Below are 16,985 nucleotides of genomic sequence, written 5' to 3' on the forward strand. Positions count from 1 at the left end.
CCGCGCCCCTATCGGGGCGCCGTACTGAACGCGAGATGACCGTCCTCCACGTCCACGGTCACCTGGCCGTTCTCCTCCACCCTGCCGTCCAGCAGCAGCCGGGACAGCTCGTTGTCCACCTCGCGCTGGATCGTGCGGCGCAGTGGGCGGGCGCCGTACTCCGGCTGGTAGCCGTGGTCGGCCAGCCATTCCACCGCTCGGTCGGTGAAGGTCACCGTGATGCCCTTGTCCTGCACCAGGGAACGGGTGCGGTCCAGGAGGAGGTTGGTGATCCGGCGCAGCTGTTCGGTGGTGAGCTGGCGGAAGACGACGATCTCGTCGATGCGGTTGAGGAACTCGGGGCGGAAGTGCTCGCGCAGCGGGCGCAGGATCTGCTCGCGCCGGGCCTCCTCGTCCGCGTCGTCGCCGCCCGACGCGAAGCCCAGCGTGGCGCCGCGGCGGGTGATCGCCTCGGAGCCGAGGTTGCTGGTCATCGTGATGACGGTGTTGGTGAAGTCCACCGTGCGGCCCTGGGAGTCGGTCAGCCGGCCGTCGTCGAGGACCTGGAGCAGGATGTTGAAGACGTCCGGGTGCGCCTTCTCCACCTCGTCGAGGAGGAGCAGCGAGTACGGGTGGCGGCGGACGACCTCGGTCAGCTGACCGGCCTCCTCGTGGCCGACGTAACCGGGCGGGGCGCCGACCAGGCGGCTGACGGTGTGCCGCTCCTGGTACTCGCTCATGTCGAGGCGGACCATGCGGTCCTCGCTGCCGAACAGCGCCTCGGCGAGCGCCCGGGCCAGCTCGGTCTTGCCGACCCCGGTCGGGCCGAGGAAGAGGAAGCTGCCGATCGGCCGGTCCGGGCTGGCCAGGCCGGCCCGGGAGCGCAGCACCGCGTCGGAGACGACCCGCACGGCCTCGTCCTGGCCGACCACCCGCTGGTGCAGATGCTCCTCCAGGCCGAGCAGCCGGTCCTTCTCCTCCTGGGTGAGGCTGCTGACCGGGATGCCGGTCTGGCGTGACACCACCTCGGCGATCGACTCGGCCTCGACGACGAGGTCCTGGCCCTCGTCGATCTCGCTGTCACCGCCGGCCTGGGCGATCCGCTGCTTCACGTCCAGGATCCGGTCGCGCAACTGGGTGGCCTGCTCGTACTGCTCGTCCGCGACCGCCTGGTCCTTGTCCAGGGTCAGCTGCTCCAGCTCCCGCTCCAGGGCCCGTACGTCCGTGCCCTTGGTCCGGGCCCGCAGCCGCACCCGGGCACCGGCCTGGTCGATGAGGTCGATGGCCTTGTCCGGCAGGCGGCGGTCGGTGAGATAGCGGTCCGACAGTTCGACGGCCGCGACCAGCGCCCCGTCGGTGTAGCGGACCTGGTGGTGGGCCTCGTAGCGGTCCCGCAGGCCGCGCAGGATCTCGATCGTGTCCGCGGCGGTCGGCTCCGGGACCATGATCGGCTGGAAGCGGCGGGCCAGCGCCGCGTCCTTCTCGATCCGGCGGTACTCCTCCAGGGTGGTGGCGCCCACGATGTGCAGCTCGCCGCGGGCGAGGGCGGGCTTGAGGATGTTGCCGGCGTCCATCGAACTGCCGTCTCCCCCACCGGAACCGGCGCCCACGACCGTGTGCAGCTCGTCGATGAAGATGATCAACTGCTCGGAGTGGGCGCGGATCTCGCTGACGATGTTGTTCATCCGCTCCTCGAAGTCACCCCGGTAGCGGGTGCCCGCGACGACGGCCGTCAGGTCCAGGGCGACCACGCGGCGCCCGATCAGGATGTCGGGCACGTCTCCCTCGGAGATGCGCTGCGCCAGCCCCTCCACGACGGCGGTCTTGCCGACGCCCGCGTCACCGATCAGCACCGGGTTGTTCTTGCCGCGGCGGGAGAGGACCTCGACGGTCTGCTCGATCTCTCCGTCCCGGCCGATCACCGGGTCGATACGGCCCTGCCGGGCCAGTTCGGTGAGGTCGCGGCCGTACTTGTCCAGGGTCGGCGTGTTCGTCGGGCGCGGCCGCTCGGCCTGGGGGACCTCCGGCGCCTCGGGCGGGCTGGAGGGCGCGAAGCGGGCCGCGTTCAGGATGTGCCCCGCGGCCGAGTCGGGGTTCGAGGCCAGGGCGCTGAGCACGTGCTCGGGGCCGATGTAGCCGTAGCCGCGGGCCCTGGCCATGTCGTGCGCGTCCAGCAGGGCCCGTTTGGCGGCCGGCGTGAGGGACAGCGTGGTCGGCGGCGGCGCGTCCTCCGGGCCGTGCTGGGCCGGGCCCGAGCGGTCGTCGATCTCCGACGCCAGCGAGTCGGGATTGGCCCCGGCCTTGCTGAGCAGGGTCCGGGTGGGCTCGGTGGCGAGCGCCGCCCGCAGCAGATGCTCCGTGTCGAGGTCCCGGCTGCCGTGCTCGGCGGCGTACTGGGCGGCGCCGCGGACGAGCTCCCGGGCCGGCTGGCTGAGCAGCCGTCCGAGGTCGATCTGCCGCGGACCGGGACGCGGTCCGCCGAAGAAGCGTGCGAGGAATTCTCCGAAGGGGTCCGAGCCGTAGCCGCCCTCCGGGCTGGTGAAGCCGCTGCTCATGGGCCTTCCGTTCCCGGCGTCCCCGGCGCCCGCGCGGGGGGACGCCCTCGCTGGTCGACGTGCCGGGGTCGGGTAACCCGGGTGGCAGCCGGTTACACCTGGGGCGCGCTCGTAGAACACCTTCGCACGATCGTCGGCAGCGGGCACCTTCGGGACATTCCGGGGGATTCGGACCGGCCGGTGTGGTTCAGCGTGCCGTCAGGATCCTCGGTCCGGAATCCGTGATCGCCACCGTGTGCTCCGCGTGGGCCGCGCGGGAGCCGTCGTTCGTCTTCAGGGTCCAGCCGTCGGGTGCCGCATGGTAGGCGTCCGTACCGCCCCCGATGACCATGGGCTCGATCGCCAGCACCATGCCGTGCCGCAGGCGCATGCCCCGCCCCGGCCGGCCCTCGTTGGGCACCCCGGGGTCCTCGTGCATACGGCGGCCGATGCCGTGGCCGCCGAAGCCGTCCGGGATGCCGTAGCCGGCGCCGCGGCACACCGTGCCGATCGCGTGGGCGATGTCGCCGATGCGGTTGCCCACGACGGCCGCCTCGATGCCCGCGGCGAGCGCCCGCTCGGCGGTCTCGACCAGGCGCGGATCGCCCTTGCGCGGGGTGCCGACGATGAAACTGAGAGCCGAGTCGCCGACCCAGCCGCCCAGTTCGGCGCCGAAGTCCAGGGACACGAGGTCGCCGTCGCGCAGGCGGTAGGGGCCCGGGACGCCGTGCACGATCGCGTCGTTGACCGAGGCGCACAGGACGGCGGGGAAGGGGGTCGGGGCGAAGGAGGGCCGGTACCCCAGGAAAGGCGAGATCGCGCCCGCCTCGCGCAGCACGTCGTGCGCCACCTCGTCCAGTTCCAGCAGGGAGACGCCCACGTCGGCCGCCTTTCGTGCTGCCGTCAGGGCGCGGCCGACGACCTGGCCCGCCTCGTACATGGCATCGATCGATGTGTCGGTCTTGAGTTCCACCATGCCAATTACTATACCGGTATTAGAATGGGGGGCATGGTGCGCACCCCTCTCACCCCCGAAGAGCGCGAACGCGGCGAACGGCTGGGCCGGCTGCTGCGTGAGGCGCGTGGCGGCCGGAGCATGACGGAGATCGCCGCGAACGCGGGCATCTCCGCCGAGACCCTCCGGAAGATCGAGACCGGGCGGGCCCCCACGCCCGCCTTCTTCACCGTGGCCGCGCTGGCCGGCGTGCTCGGGCTGTCCATGGACGAAGTGGCTCAGCGGTGCGTGCCCGCACCGGTCTGAACGCCTGCACCGGTCCGATGTCCTGGCACTGAGGCTCCCGCGTCGCGCGCGAAAACTCCCCGTAGCACTCCTGTAACACGACTGGTGTTGCCTACTGGGCGGAGCGCTCCGGTCTGGCGGGAGTTGAGCGATGGCGGCGGATCAACTCCCGGGCAGGGTCCGGGAGTTCGCGAACTACCTGGACGGCCTGCTGGCACGGCTGGACCCGTCCGGCGGCTGGTGCGCGGTGTTCTGGCAGCGTGACCCGGAGGGCATGCGGGCCTGCCTCGACGGGCATGAGCTGCCGCCCTGGGACGTGGTGGAGGCGCTCCTCCAGGACCTCGCCGGGCAGTACGGCCCCGGGGGCACGGGCCCGGAGACGGAACGCGCCCGGTCCCTGCATGCCGCCGCGCTCGCGGCGTACGATGCCCGGCCGGGCGGCCGCGACGCCCTCGGGGACCGGCTGGACGTCATGCTCCGCGAGCAGAAGTACGCCGCCGAACGCCAGGCGGACCTGACCCGCCTCCTCGCCTCCGCCCCCACCCGCGAACAGGCCGACACCCTCCGCCTCGACCTCGCCTGGGCCCGCGACGACCACGAACGTGCGACGGCCCGCTGCGCGGAGCTGCGCGACCGGATGTCCCGCCTGGACCGCCACGACCGCGGCGACGCCGCCTTCTTCGAGAGGCGCGGTGTCGCGCCGGGGGGTGTCCCGGGTGCGAGGAGCGCGGGGGCACCGGTGGACGCGCCGGGGGCGTTCGGCAGCGGGGGAGGGGCCGGGGCCGCTCGTGCGTACGGCGACGGGCCTGCGGCCGGGGTGGCTCCCCGGGCTCAGCGTGCCCCGGGCGGGCCGTACGACCCTGGGGCGCCCGCCATGCCGTGGCGCCCCGCCCGGTCGGCGTCCGGCGTGGTCGATGATGCCGGCCGGCACGACATCCGGCATGCGTCGGCCGGCCCGGAGCCGGAGCGCCCTGCGCACGAGCATCAGACAGGCCGGGCCGCGCCCCGGGAAGCCGTCGCGGGCGGCACGCCCGGAACCTTCGCCGCCCCGGTCCCGGCGCCAAGCCCTGCCCCGGGGCCCGGAACCTTCGCCGCCCCGGTCCCGGCGCCAAGCCCTGCCCCGGGGCCCGGAACCTTCGCCGCCCCGGTCCCGGCGCCAAGCCCCGCCCCGGAGCCCACCGTCTCCCAGCAGCCCGCCCCCAAGCAGCGCAAACGCCGGCGCGGCAGCGCCCGTTTCGCCGGGATGGACGAGGAGGAGGCCGCGCCCGTGGTCATGCCGCCCGCCGCCGTACCGACGCTTCCGGAACCCGCCCCCGCCACCGGCCGCACCCGGCGCGGTGCCCGTTTCGCCGGGGCCGCCGAGGAAGCCGCGGTCCAGCACGTGGAGCCGCACGGCGAGGCAGGCGGCGCGACGGACCGGACGGAGGTCGCGCGGACCGTCGAGACACTGGCACGGCTGCGTGCCGAGGGGCGCAGCGGGGAGGCGCACGTGCTGCTGGTCGAACTCACCTCCTCGGCCCCCGCCCGCTTCCCGCTGCTCGCGGGCGAGCTGGAACGGGCCGGGCTGGGCGCGGACTGGCAGACCCTGCTGTGGGAGGCCGCCTCGCTGCCCGCGGGGCGGCTGGTCGCCGCGGCCGACGCACTGGGCGCGGCCGGGCGCGTGGCCGACGGGCAGCAGATCCTGCGGCAGGGCGTCGCCCGGCCCCCGGCCGAGGTCGGTGCGGCCGTCCTCGGGCTGGCCGCCGAGGGCCGTCATCGCGAGGTGCGCGCGCTGCTCGACGCGTACGTCAGGGCCCGCACCCCCGAGGAGGCCGCCCGCAGCGCCGAGCCTGATCCGCAGCGCCTCGTACCACTTCTGCTCCAGGCCGCCCAGGGCGTGTCGGACGAGCGCCGCTGGGATCTGGTGCACGCGCTCCGGGTCGCCGGGTTCGCCGCCTGACCGGCGCCGCCGTGCCCCGGGCGGCTCACCCACAGGAGTGCGAATCGCGCTCAGCCCCGCGGGTTGGGGACGATGGTCTTGGCAAGCCCGAGCCGGAGGCTTACGTTCGTGGCTCTACGCCCGTTTCTACGGGCGTAGAGACGCAGACGTCGCGTCGAAGGAGCAGCTCATGGCCAACGTCGTACGTGCCGCTCTGGTCCAGGCCACCTGGACCGGCGACACCGAGTCCATGGTGGCGAAACACGAGGAGCACGCCCGCGAGGCGGCCCGCCGGGGCGCGCAGATCATCGGCTTCCAGGAAGTCTTCAACAGCCCCTACTTCTGTCAGGTCCAGGAGCCCGAGCACTACCGCTGGGCCGAACCCGTCCCGGACGGCCCGACCGTCCAGCGCATGCAGGCCCTCGCACGCGAGACCGGCATGGTGATCGTCGTGCCGGTGTTCGAGGTCGAGCAGTCCGGCTTCTACTACAACACCGCGGCCGTGATCGACTCCGACGGCAGCTACCTCGGCAAGTACCGCAAGCACCACATCCCGCAGGTCAAGGGCTTCTGGGAGAAGTACTACTTCAAACCCGGCAACCTCGGCTGGCCCGTCTTCGACACCGCCGTCGGCAAGGTCGGCGTCTACATCTGCTACGACCGCCACTTCCCGGAGGGCTGGCGCGAGCTCGGCCTGAGGGGCGCCCAGCTGGTCTACAACCCCTCCGCCACCCACCGGGGCCTGTCGTCCCACCTGTGGCGTCTCGAGCAGCCCGCCGCGGCCGTCGCCAACGAGTACTTCGTCGCCGCGATCAACCGCGTCGGCCAGGAGGAGTACGGGGACAACGACTTCTACGGGACGTCGTACTTCGTCGACCCGCGCGGACAGTTCGTCGGCGACGTCGCCAGTGACAGCAAGGAGGAACTCGTCGTCCGCGACCTGGACCTCGGCCTCGTCGAGGAGGTGCGGCAGCAGTGGGCCTTCTACCGCGACCGCCGCCCCGACGCCTACGAAGGGCTGGTGCGGCCGTGACCGACGACCTGCTGGGCCGCCACCGGACCGTGCTCCCCGACTGGCTCGCCCTCTACTACGAGGAGCCCATCGAGATCACCCACGGCGAGGGCCGCCACGTCTGGGACGCCCAGGGCAACCGGTATCTCGACTTCTTCGGCGGCATCCTCACCACGATGACCGCCCACGCGCTGCCCGAGATCACCAAGGCGGTGAGCGAGCAGTCCGCGCGGATCATCCACTCCTCGACCCTGTATCTCAACCGGCCGATGGTCGAACTCGCCGAGCGCATCGCCCAGTTGAGCGGCATCCCGGACGCCCGGGTCTTCTTCACCACCTCCGGCACCGAGGCCAACGACACCGCCCTGCTGCTGGCCACCACGTACCGGCGCAGCAACACGATCCTGGCGATGCGCAACAGCTACCACGGCCGCTCCTTCAGTTCGGTCGGCATCACCGGCAACAGCGGCTGGTCCCCGACCTCGCTGTCCCCGCTGCAGACGCTCTACGTGCACGGCGGCGTGCGCACCCGCGGCCCCTACGCGGCCCTGAGCGACGGCGAGTTCATCGCGGCCTGCCTCGAGGACCTGGAGGACCTGCTCGGCCACACCCGCCCGCCCGCCGCGCTGATCGCCGAGCCCATCCAGGGTGTCGGCGGCTTCACCTCGCCGCCGGACGGGCTGTACGCCGCCTTCCGCGAGGTGCTGAACGAGCGCGGCATCCTGTGGATCGCCGACGAGGTGCAGACCGGCTGGGGCCGCACCGGCGATCACTTCTGGGGCTGGCAGGCCCACGGGCGCAACGGACCGCCGGACATCATGACCTTCGCCAAGGGCATCGGCAACGGCATGTCCATCGGCGGAGTCGTCGCCCGCTCCGAGATCATGAACTGCCTGGACTCCAACAGCATCTCCACGTTCGGCGGCACCCAGATCACCATGGCGGCGGGCCTCGCCAACCTCAACTACCTGGTGGAGCACGACCTCCAGGGCAACTCGCGGCGCGTCGGCGGCCTGCTCATCGAGCGGCTGCGGTCCGCCGCCGCGCAGGTGCCGGCCGTTCGCGAGGTCCGCGGACGCGGGCTGATGATCGGCATCGAGGTGACCAGGCCCGGCACCGACGAGGCCGATCCGCAGGCCGCCGCGGCCGTCCTGGAGGCGGCCCGGGAGGGCGGTCTGCTGCTCGGCAAGGGCGGTGGCCACAACACCAGCTGTCTGCGCGTCGCCCCGCCGCTGTCCCTCAACGTCGCGGAGGCCGAGGAGGGCGCCGAGATCCTCGAGAACGCTCTGCGGAGCATCCGGTAGCAGCGCACCGAGGCAAGGGAAGTCGCCATGGCCACCACTCTGGACACCTGGGAACCCGCCCTGTCGGTCCGGCAGGTCCTCACCCTGGAGCGGGTGCTCGCCGGGGAGCCCGAGGTGGTGGCCGGAGCGAGGCACCTGGACCGGCCGGTGCGCTGGGTGCACGTCGCCGAGGCCGCCGACGTCGGTGTGATGCTCAGCGGCGGCGAGATGGTCCTCACCACCGGTGTGCTGCTCGCCGGCGACGAGGACAAGCAGGCCGAGTACGTCCGGTCGCTGCACCGCGCGGAGGCCGCCGCCGTCGTCCTCGGACTCGGCCGCGCCTTCCCCGCAGCCCCGGACGTGATGCGCCGGGCGGCCGAGCGGTGCGGGCTGCCGATGGTCGTCCTGCACCGGCCCTTCCCCTTCGCCGACCTCACCGAGGAGGTCCAGTCGCGGCTCGTGCGGCGCAAGTTCGCCGCCGTCAGCCTCTCCGAGGCCGTCCGCACCGAACTCACCGCCCTCATCACCGCGGGCGCCCCGCTGCAACGCCTGCTCGACGACATCGCCCGGCACGCCGCCTGCCCGGTCGTCGTCACCAACCTCGCCCACCGCGTCCTCGGCACGGCGGGGGAGCGGTCCGCGGTCGACGACGTCCTGCGCGACTGGGAACGCATCGCCCGCCAGGCCGGAGGTACCGAGGGCGACGGCTGGATCCGGGCCGAACTGGGCGGGCGCGGGGAGCGCTGGGGCCGCATCGTGCTGTGCGGCTACCGCGGCGACACCGCCACCGGGCGGCTGCTGGCCGACCGCGCGGCCGAGGCCCTCGTCCTGCACCGCATGCTCGGCGGCGGCGCGGCCTGTTCCTGGGAGGAGCAGTCCGCGCAGAGCCTGCTGACCGACCTGGTCAGCGGTGTCGTACCGGCACGGCAACTGCTGCCCCGGGCCCGAGCGGCCGGGCTGCCCGTCAACCGGCGGACCTTCGTGCCGCTGGTCGTCCGCGACGGCGACACCGGCCGGCTCGACCGGCTGCTGCGGCTGCTGGGCCTGCCCGGTCTCGTCGCCGAACTCGCCGACGGCGCCACCGCCGTACTCCTCAGCCTCGCCCGCGACCAGGACGCGGACGCCCTCGCCGCCCACTTCGCGACCAGGCTGCGGACCGAGCCGGGGTCGGCGGCCCGCGTGATCGTCGCCGCCGCCGAGCCCCGGGCCGTCTGGGACGACGTCCCCGCGGGACTGCGCGAGGCCCAGCACGTGGCGGACGCGGTCGCCGACTCCGCGGCGGCCCTCGACCTCCCGCCGGTCGTCCGCCTGAGGGATGTCCATCTGCGCGGTCTGATCCGTCTCCTGCGGGACGATCCGCAGGTGCAGTCCTTCGCGGAGCGGGAGCTGGACGGGCTGTTGTGCGAGTCCGACGAGGACCTGCTGTCCGTTCTGCGCACCTACCTCGCCACCGGCCGCAACAAGTCCCGCACGGCCCAGCTCCACCACGTCTCCCGGCCGGCCCTGTACCGCCGTCTGGAGGCCATACAGGGCCGCCTCGGGGTGGACCTCGACGACTTCGAGCAGGCCGCCTCCGTGCACATCGCACTCCTCGCGCACGATGCGCAACAGCAGTGAAACACGTGACCACCTGGGAAAACGGCGGTGAAACATGAACCCACTGCGGAGTGACACGGTGGCACGCCGCACGCCCTCAGACGTGACACGGTGCAACTCAAAGACGGCTTTCCCGGTTCCTAGGCTCACGGCACACCGAGCGACCGGAGGTCCCGATGAGCAGAGTGATCCGTGCCGCCGTCTTCCAGACCGCCTGGACGGGCGACAAGGAGTCGATGATCCAGGTCCACGAGCAGGCGGCCCGCGACGCGGCCGCGCAGGGTGCTCAAGTCCTGTGCTTCCAGGAGCTGTTCTACGGACCGTACTTCTGCCAGGTCCAGGACCCGGCCTTCTACGAGTACGCCGAGCAGATCCCCGAGGGCCCCATCGTCCGGCGCTTCCAGGCACTCGCGAAGGAACTCGGCATCGTCCTGGTGCTGCCGATGTACGAGGAGGAGCAGCCCGGGGTCCTCTACAACACCGCGGCCGTGATCGACGCGGACGGCTCCTACCTCGGCAAGTACCGCAAGACCCACATCCCCCAGGTGCGCGGCTTCTGGGAGAAGTTCTACTTCCGCCCGGGCAACTCCGGCTGGCCGGTCTTCGAGACGGCCGTGGGCAAGGTGGGCGTCTACATCTGCTACGACCGCCACTTCCCGGAGGGCTGGCGCGCCCTCGGCCTCGCGGGCGCCGAGATCGTCTTCAACCCCTCCGCCACCTCGCGCGGCCTCTCGGCCTACCTCTGGCAGCTGGAACAGCCGGCGGCGGCCGTCGCCAACGAGTACTTCGTCGGCGCGATCAACCGGGTCGGCGTCGAGGAGTACGGCGACAACGACTTCTACGGAACGTCGTACTTCGTGGACCCGGAGGCCCAGTTCGTCGGCGAGGTGGCGAGCGACAAGGAGCCCGAACTCGTCGTCCGCGACCTGGACATGGCCAAACTCCGAGAGGTCCGCGACCGCTGGCAGTTCTACCGGGACCGCGCACCGGGGGCGTACGGGCCACTGACAGCACCGTAAGGAACCCAGGGGCGCGGGGAACTGCGCGACCAGCCACACACAACCGTCACGTTCAAACGGCGAGGAGCGACAGATCATGAGCACCCGAACCGTCATCCGAGGCGGCCTGGTCATCACCGCCTCAGACGAACTGCACGCCGACGTCCTGATCGAGGACGGCCGCATCGCCGCCCTCGCCGCCTCCAACACCCCCGCGGCGGAGTCCTTCGCCGCGGACCGCACGATCGACGCCACCGGAAAGTACGTCATCCCCGGCGGCGTCGACGCCCACACCCACATGGAGCTGCCCTTCGGCGGCACCTTCGCCTCCGACACCTTCGAGACCGGCACCCGCGCCGCCGCCTGGGGCGGCACGACGACGATCGTCGACTTCGCCGTGCAGAGCGTCGGGCACAGCCTCCGCGAGGGCCTGGACGCCTGGCACGCCAAGGCCGACGGCAACTGCGCCATCGACTACGGCTTCCACATGATCATCTCCGACGTCAACGAGCACACGCTCAAGGAGATGGACCACCTGGTCGAGGAGGGCGTCACCTCCTTCAAGCAGTTCATGGCCTACCCGGGCGTCTTCTACAGCGACGACGGCCAGATCCTGCGCGCCATGCAGCGCTCCGCCGACAACGGCGGCCTGATCATGATGCACGCCGAGAACGGCATCGCGATCGACGTCCTGGTCGAACAGGCCCTGGCCCGCGGCGAGACCGACCCGCGCTACCACGGCGAGGTCCGCAAGGCCCTGCTGGAGGCCGAGGCCACCCACCGCGCCATCAAGCTCGCGCAGGTGGCCGGCGCGCCCCTGTACGTCGTGCACGTCTCGGCGACGGAGGCGGTCGCCGAGCTGGCCCGGGCCCGCGACGAGGGGCTGCCCGTCTTCGGCGAGACCTGCCCGCAGTATCTGTTCCTGTCCACGGACAACCTCGCCGAGCCGGACTTCGAGGGCGCCAAGTACGTGTGCAGCACACCGCTCAGGCCCCGGGAGCACCAGGCCGCGCTGTGGCGGGGCCTGCGCACGAACGACCTCCAGGTCGTCTCGACGGACCACTGCCCCTTCTGCTTCGTGGGCCAGAAGGAACTCGGCCGCGGCGACTTCTCCAAGATCCCCAACGGCCTCCCGGGCGTGGAGAACCGAATGGACCTGCTCCACCAGGCGGTGCTCGACGGGCACATCTCCCGCCGCCGCTGGATCGAGATCGCCTGCGCCTCCCCGGCCCGGATGTTCGGCATGTACCCGAAGAAGGGCACCATCGCGCCGGGCGCCGACGCCGACGTCGTCATCTACGACCCGCACGCCGAGCAGGTCATGTCGGCCGAGACGCACCACATGAACGTCGACTACTCGGCGTACGAGGGCAAGCGCACCACCGGCCGGGTCGAGACGGTCCTCTCGCGCGGCGAACTCGTCATCACCGAGCGGGAGTACACCGGACACGCCGGGCACGGCGTCTTCACCCCGCGTTCCACCTGTCAGTACCTCAACTAGGGAGTGGTGCGGATGGACTTCGGACTCGTCCTGCAGACCGACCCGCCGGCCTCGCGGGTGATCAGCCTGATGAAACGCGCGGAGCGCAACGGCTTCTCGTACGGCTGGACCTTCGACTCCGCCGTGCTGTGGCAGGAACCGTTCGTGATCTACAGCCAGATCCTGGCCAACACGACGAAACTGAAGGTCGGGCCGATGGTGACCAACCCGGGCACCCGTACCTGGGAGGTCACCGCCTCCACCTTCGCCACCCTCAACGACATGTTCGGCAACCGCACCGTCTGCGGCATCGGCCGCGGCGACTCCGCGATGCGCGTGGCCGGCCGCAAGCCCAACACCCTGGCCCGGATCAGCGAGGCCATGAAGGTCATCCGGGCCCTGGGCAGTGGCCAGGAGGCCGATCTCGGCGGCGGCACCGTCGTCCGCTTCCCGTGGATCCAGCCGGGTGCCGAACTGCCCGTGTGGATGGCCGCGTACGGCCCCAAGGCCCTGAAGATGACCGGCGAGGAGGCGGACGGGTTCATCCTCCAGCTGGCCGACCTGTATCTCACCGAGTACATGGTCAAGGCAGTGAAGGACGCGGCCGTCGCCGCCGGCCGGGACCCCGACGCGGTGACCATCTGCGTGGCCGCCCCGGCCTATGTCACCGAGGACGACTCGCCCGAGGCGCTCGCCCACGCGCGGGAGCAGTGCCGGTGGTTCGGCGGCATGGTCGGCAACCACGTCGCCGACCTGGTCTCCAAGTACGGCGAGCACTCCTCCCAGGTGCCCGAGGAACTCACCGACTACATCAAGGCGCGCCAGGGCTACGACTACTCCCACCACGGGCGCAGCGGAAACCCCGACACCCAGTTCGTGCCCGACGAGATCGTCGACCGGTTCTGCCTGATCGGCCCGCCCGAGCGGCACATCGAGAAGCTGAACGCGCTGCGCGCGCTGGGCGTGGACCAGTTCGCCGTCTACGACATGCACGACGCGCAGGAGGCCGTGATCGACGCGTACGGGACGCGGGTCATCCCGGCCGTCAACTCCTGACGCACCCGCCCGGCACCATCTCTCCTCGAACTCCCCCTTCCCGGCGGCCCGGGAAGGGGGCCCAGGACGCTCCCGAGCGCACCCCCCCATCGGCGTCACCCGCATGGCCTTTCCCGTCCCACCTCCCCTGATTGGCCTGGCACATGACCGATACCGCTCCCACGGCCCCACCGCCGACCTCCCAAGTCACCCTCGCCGACGGCCGGGTGGAGATCGCCCCGGGCGCCCCCGCACCGACCGGTCCCTACGCCAACGAGGACCTGCTGCCGGTCCCCGTCGAGAAGCGCACCTGGACCACGTACAACTTCTCCGCGCTGTGGGTCGGCATGGCCCACAACACGGCCTCCTGGACCCTGGCCTCCGGGCTCATAGCCGTCGGCATGGACTGGAAGCAGGCGGTGCTCACCATCGCCCTGGCCAACGTCATCGTGCTGATACCGATGCTGCTCACCGGGCACGCCGGGCCGAAGTACGGCATACCCTTCCCGGTCTTCGCCCGTGCCTCCTTCGGCATCCGCGGGGCCAACCTGCCTGCCGTCGTGAGGGCGTTGGTGGCGTGCGGCTGGTTCGGGATCCAGACCTGGATCGGCGGCGAGGCCATCTACTTCCTGGCCGGCAAGCTCATCGGGAGCGGCTGGACGGACGCCGCCAAGGTCGGCGGCTACGCCTGGACCATGTGGCTGTCGTTCGCGATCTTCTGGGCGCTGCAGGTCGTCATCATCTACCGGGGCATGGAGACGATCCGCCGCTTCGAGAACTGGGCGGCGCCCTTCGTGCTCGTCGGCGCGTTCGTGATGCTGTGGTGGATGAGCGACAAGGCGGGCGGCTTCGGCCCGCTGTTCGACCAGCCCTCCAAGCTCGGCTGGGGCGCCGACTTCTGGAAGCTCTTCGCCCCCGCCCTGATGGGCATGATCGGCTTCTGGTCCACGCTGTCGCTGAACATCCCCGACTTCACCCGCTACGGCAGGAGCCAGAAGGCGCAGACCCGGGGCCAGGCGCTCGGTCTGCCCACGACCATGACGCTCTTCGCGTTCCTGTCCGTGATGGTCACCTCGGGCTCGCAGGCCGTCTACGGAGAGGCGATCTGGGACCCGGTACAGCTCGCGGCCAAGACGGACAACACGGTGGGCCTGCTCTTCGCGCTGGTCACCGTCCTGGTGGCGACCCTGTCCGTCAACGTCGCGGCCAACCTGGTCTCACCGGCCTTCGACTTCTCCAACATCGCGCCCCGCAGGATCAGCTTCCGGGCCGGTGCCCTCGCCACCTGCGTCCTCGGTGTGCTGATCTTCCCGTGGAAGCTGTACTCCGACCCGCAGGGCTACATCTTCACCTGGCTCGGCCTGGTCGGCGGACTGCTCGGCACCGTCGCGGGCATCCTCATCGCCGACTACTGGATCCTGCGCCGCGCCCGGCTGGACCTGGCCGACCTGTACCGCACGGGCGGCCGCTACTGGTACGAGGGCGGCTGGAACTGGCGGGCCGTGGTCGCCTTCGCGGCAGGCGGCATCCTGGCCGTCGGCGGCGCGAGCTTCAAGCCGCTGATCGACGGCCGCCCGATCCCGGCGCTCGCCGACCTGGCCGACTACGGCTGGGCGGTGGGCCTGGGGACGTCGATGGTGCTGTACCTGGTGCTGATGGCGCCACGGGGCCGGCACCGCACCACGGTCTGACCCGGGTGGGTGCGCTGGAGGGCGATCAGTCCTTGCCGCCCTCGGCCTCCAGCGCGGCCACCGCTTCCTTGGCGGCCTTGATGGCGCCCTTGTTGATCGTTTCCGTGCTGGGCGCCTTCTTCGACTCGAAGTCACTGCCGTTGTACGTGATGGTCACCAGCGCGTTGGAGGCGCTGACGAACACCTGGCCCTCGCGGGTCTCCTGCTTGTCCTCGGTGGCGAGGTTGACGATGGAGTACGCGGTGTCGCCGAGGCCCGGGACGGCGCCGCCGCCGCTCTTCTCCTCGGTGTGCTTCTTGTAGGCCTTCTGCGCCGCCTCGTCCGACGCCATGACCTCGTAGGACACATCGAGCCAGCGGTAGTCGTACCCGTCGAGCGCGTTCCAGGAGCAGGTGCGGCGCAGTTCCGAGTCCGTGGACGGGATCTCCTTGCCGGCCGTCTTGGCGCCCGGCACCAGCGACTCGACCGTCTTCTTGGCGACGCTCTCGCACGGCGCGGGCGCGGCCGAGTACGCCTTCGACACCGTCTCCGTCGACGGGCCGGACGCGGACTGGGTCTCGGTCTTCTCGTCGGCCGACGTGTGCTCGGGGGCCTGCGGCGCGGCGAGCGGACCGGACGACAGCGCCCAGCCCATGGTCGCGAGCACGACCACCGGGGACAGGCGTGCGGTCAGGGCCAGGGGCAGAGGTAGGGAACGCACGGCGCCCTTCTGTGGGGGACGGACGGTGCGGAGCGGGCCCGCACGGCGGACGGACGACAGTGTCACACGACTCCCTGTGGGGCGGAAGTGCGAACTCGCTCCGTGCTCACGTGGTGACGGTGCCTCACTGTTCGCCGCCTGAGTATCGGTTGGTTCGGTATCGGGTGGGCGATTTGCCCAGGCGGGGTGAGTACGCAGCGTGCCGAGCGGCGGCTGAGTTTTGGCGGGACCACGACAGGGGGAGGGGACGGGTGGTGTACGACCACGAGAGGTGACAGCCCGTATGTTCACGACCCGCCCCACCCTCCAGGGCACCTTCGGCATGGAGGCCCCGGGGTTCGGGCGCTGACCTGGGCTTTCGGAACCTATTGAGTCTCTGACCTGTGGGAACGTGTCTTTCGGCGTCTTTCAGAGGGGTTCTGGCTTGTGTCGCTCAAACTCCCCAGAGCCTCCCCGAGGGACGAGAAACTCCCCAGCCGCTCCCCAGGGAGAGCGGCTGGGGAGGATCCGGCCGATCGCTGTCGGCCTGCGGCGAGTCGTATCGGCGGCGAATCGCCCGGCAGCTGAACAAGGGCGAGAACCTGCACGTCCTGCACCGGGAATTCGCCTACGTCGGAGAGGGTGCGGGTCCGGCGCCAGCACTGCGAGCAGCGATCCGAGCAGATGTGGTGCCTGATGGTGGCCTCCGCCGCGATCGTCACCTGGACCACCGAGCACTACGGCCTCGCAGTCACCGCGCTGCGCCGGGCCGGCCGACCTGTTGGTGACGACCTGCTGGCACACATCTGGCCCAGCCGCCACGCCAACGTCAACCCTTTTACGGCACCCAGGCCGCATTGTTCGGTCTTGCCGGCGTGGTCAGGCGGTTCGGGGCCGTGATCCCCACGCCGACGAGCGTGGTGGAGCTGGATGCGGCCGTATTCAGGTGGTGCGACGGATGGCCTGCACGGCGGTGTCGTAGAGGTCGAACATGTCGACCTGTCCGCCCAGGCGTACCCATTCCTCGTTGGCCGCCTGCATGCAGACGATCGCTGCGGCCGCGATCGCGCGGGCCTGCAGGGTGCGCCGGTCGGAGTCGGGCAGGCGCCGCTCGATCAGCGGAGCGAACAGGTCTTGCCAGCGGGCTTGCTTCTCGGCGTGTCCGGCACGCAGGGAGTCGTTGCCGAAGAGCAGCGTGATGAACTCCAGGCGCCCTTCGGCCGTTATGTCGATCTCCTCGAGCACCTGGAACGCCGCGCGCAGCGCCGCCCAGGCATCCTCGTCGGCCGGGCGCTCGGCGAGGCGCGCGGCGATCAGTTCGCCCTGTTCGTCCAGGCCGCTGAGTGCGAGGTCTTCCTTGTTGCGGAAGTAGTTGAACAGGGTCCGCCGGGAGACGCCCGCGGCAGCGGCGACCTCATCGAGGGTCGTGTTGTCGAAGCCCTTGGCGCCGAACAGCTCGATAGCGGTACGGGCGAGCAGTGACCGGACCACGGAGCGGGTCTGTTCCCGGATGGGGGCTGGTTTCTGAGGCATGCACCAA

General features: G+C 71.3%; 14 protein-coding genes. 10 read left to right on the forward strand and 4 right to left on the reverse strand.

What is annotated here, in order from left to right; genetic code table 11:
* Positions 1–8 precede the first annotated feature (8 nt).
* Together ACIBK5_RS35430 and map are read right to left on the reverse strand one after the other, a co-directional pair.
* Positions 9–2,534, reverse strand: coding sequence for an ATP-dependent Clp protease ATP-binding subunit (locus tag ACIBK5_RS35430; RefSeq protein WP_399026194.1), 2,526 nt, complete (start codon positions 2,532–2,534; stop codon positions 9–11).
* A gap of 187 nt (positions 2,535–2,721) precedes the next feature.
* On the reverse strand, positions 2,722–3,489 hold the full coding sequence (map, locus tag ACIBK5_RS35435) for a type I methionyl aminopeptidase (RefSeq protein ID WP_399026196.1): 768 nt from the start codon (positions 3,487–3,489) through the stop codon (positions 2,722–2,724).
* A gap of 33 nt (positions 3,490–3,522) precedes the next feature.
* Between map and ACIBK5_RS35440 the strand changes: the two genes are divergently transcribed.
* The 9 genes from ACIBK5_RS35440 to ACIBK5_RS35480 all read left to right on the forward strand — a co-directional run bounded on the left by ACIBK5_RS35440 (position 3,523) and on the right by ACIBK5_RS35480 (position 14,766).
* Positions 3,523–3,774, forward strand: coding sequence for a helix-turn-helix domain-containing protein (locus ACIBK5_RS35440; RefSeq protein WP_399026198.1), 252 nt, complete (start codon positions 3,523–3,525; stop codon positions 3,772–3,774).
* Positions 3,775–3,904: 130 nt separating this feature from the next.
* Positions 3,905–5,692, forward strand: coding sequence for a hypothetical protein (locus ACIBK5_RS35445; RefSeq protein ID WP_399026200.1), 1,788 nt, complete (start codon positions 3,905–3,907; stop codon positions 5,690–5,692).
* A gap of 169 nt (positions 5,693–5,861) precedes the next feature.
* Positions 5,862–6,704 carry a nitrilase-related carbon-nitrogen hydrolase gene (locus tag ACIBK5_RS35450; RefSeq protein WP_399026202.1) on the forward strand — a complete coding sequence of 281 codons (843 nt, stop codon included), beginning with the start codon at positions 5,862–5,864 and terminating at the stop codon, positions 6,702–6,704.
* Positions 6,701–7,987, forward strand: coding sequence for an aspartate aminotransferase family protein (locus tag ACIBK5_RS35455; RefSeq protein WP_399026204.1), 1,287 nt, complete (start codon positions 6,701–6,703; stop codon positions 7,985–7,987). The genes ACIBK5_RS35450 and ACIBK5_RS35455 overlap by 4 nt, the downstream gene beginning before the upstream one ends.
* A 27-nt stretch (positions 7,988–8,014) precedes the next feature.
* Positions 8,015–9,583 (forward strand): PucR family transcriptional regulator, encoded by a 1,569-nt coding sequence (locus ACIBK5_RS35460; RefSeq protein ID WP_399026206.1) that lies wholly within the window; start codon positions 8,015–8,017, stop codon positions 9,581–9,583.
* A gap of 155 nt (positions 9,584–9,738) precedes the next feature.
* A complete protein-coding gene (locus ACIBK5_RS35465; RefSeq protein ID WP_399026209.1) occupies positions 9,739–10,581 on the forward strand; it encodes a nitrilase-related carbon-nitrogen hydrolase in 843 nt (280 codons plus the stop codon).
* A gap of 76 nt (positions 10,582–10,657) precedes the next feature.
* The gene (gene hydA / locus ACIBK5_RS35470) at positions 10,658–12,061 is read left to right on the forward strand and encodes a dihydropyrimidinase (RefSeq protein ID WP_399026211.1); all 1,404 of its coding nucleotides are present in this window, start codon (positions 10,658–10,660) and stop codon (positions 12,059–12,061) included.
* 12 nt (positions 12,062–12,073) lie between these two features.
* Positions 12,074–13,096 carry a TIGR03842 family LLM class F420-dependent oxidoreductase gene (locus ACIBK5_RS35475; RefSeq protein ID WP_399026213.1) on the forward strand — a complete coding sequence of 341 codons (1,023 nt, stop codon included), beginning with the start codon at positions 12,074–12,076 and terminating at the stop codon, positions 13,094–13,096.
* 143 nt (positions 13,097–13,239) lie between these two features.
* Positions 13,240–14,766 (forward strand): NCS1 family nucleobase:cation symporter-1, encoded by a 1,527-nt coding sequence (locus tag ACIBK5_RS35480; protein ID WP_399026215.1) that lies wholly within the window; start codon positions 13,240–13,242, stop codon positions 14,764–14,766.
* 25 nt (positions 14,767–14,791) lie between these two features.
* Here the strand turns inward: ACIBK5_RS35480 and ACIBK5_RS35485 are convergent, their stop codons facing one another.
* Complete coding sequence (locus ACIBK5_RS35485; protein WP_399026216.1) at positions 14,792–15,466, reverse strand: hypothetical protein; 675 nt, start codon at positions 15,464–15,466, stop codon at positions 14,792–14,794.
* 621 nt (positions 15,467–16,087) lie between these two features.
* Here ACIBK5_RS35485 and ACIBK5_RS35490 point away from each other — a divergent pair.
* Positions 16,088–16,345: a Tn3 family transposase gene (locus ACIBK5_RS35490; RefSeq protein WP_399026218.1), complete on the forward strand. Its 258-nt coding sequence runs from the start codon at positions 16,088–16,090 to the stop codon at positions 16,343–16,345.
* Positions 16,346–16,387: 42 nt separating this feature from the next.
* On the opposite strand, the gene ACIBK5_RS35495 is transcribed toward ACIBK5_RS35490, so the two are convergent.
* The gene (locus tag ACIBK5_RS35495; protein WP_399026220.1) at positions 16,388–16,978 is read right to left on the reverse strand and encodes a TetR family transcriptional regulator; all 591 of its coding nucleotides are present in this window, start codon (positions 16,976–16,978) and stop codon (positions 16,388–16,390) included.
* Positions 16,979–16,985: the final 7 nt, after the last annotated feature.

It is taken from the genome of Streptomyces sp. NPDC050546 (assembly GCF_044457425.1).
Lineage (GTDB): Bacteria > Actinomycetota > Actinomycetes > Streptomycetales > Streptomycetaceae > Streptomyces.

Bases quoted from the DNA above. Each gene is read 5' to 3' on its own strand.
- ACIBK5_RS35430 (WP_399026194.1), bottom strand. From the start codon at position 2,534: ATGAGCAGCGGCTTCACCAGCCCGGAGGGCGGCTACGGCTCGGACCCC.
- map (WP_399026196.1), bottom strand. From the start codon at position 3,489: ATGGTGGAACTCAAGACCGACACATCGATCGATGCCATGTACGAGGCG.
- ACIBK5_RS35440 (WP_399026198.1), top strand. From the start codon at position 3,523: ATGGTGCGCACCCCTCTCACCCCCGAAGAGCGCGAACGCGGCGAACGG.
- ACIBK5_RS35445 (WP_399026200.1), top strand. From the start codon at position 3,905: ATGGCGGCGGATCAACTCCCGGGCAGGGTCCGGGAGTTCGCGAACTAC.
- ACIBK5_RS35450 (WP_399026202.1), top strand. From the start codon at position 5,862: ATGGCCAACGTCGTACGTGCCGCTCTGGTCCAGGCCACCTGGACCGGC.
- ACIBK5_RS35460 (WP_399026206.1), top strand. From the start codon at position 8,015: ATGGCCACCACTCTGGACACCTGGGAACCCGCCCTGTCGGTCCGGCAG.
- ACIBK5_RS35465 (WP_399026209.1), top strand. From the start codon at position 9,739: ATGAGCAGAGTGATCCGTGCCGCCGTCTTCCAGACCGCCTGGACGGGC.
- hydA (WP_399026211.1), top strand. From the start codon at position 10,658: ATGAGCACCCGAACCGTCATCCGAGGCGGCCTGGTCATCACCGCCTCA.
- ACIBK5_RS35475 (WP_399026213.1), top strand. From the start codon at position 12,074: ATGGACTTCGGACTCGTCCTGCAGACCGACCCGCCGGCCTCGCGGGTG.
- ACIBK5_RS35480 (WP_399026215.1), top strand. From the start codon at position 13,240: ATGACCGATACCGCTCCCACGGCCCCACCGCCGACCTCCCAAGTCACC.
- ACIBK5_RS35495 (WP_399026220.1), bottom strand. From the start codon at position 16,978: ATGCCTCAGAAACCAGCCCCCATCCGGGAACAGACCCGCTCCGTGGTC.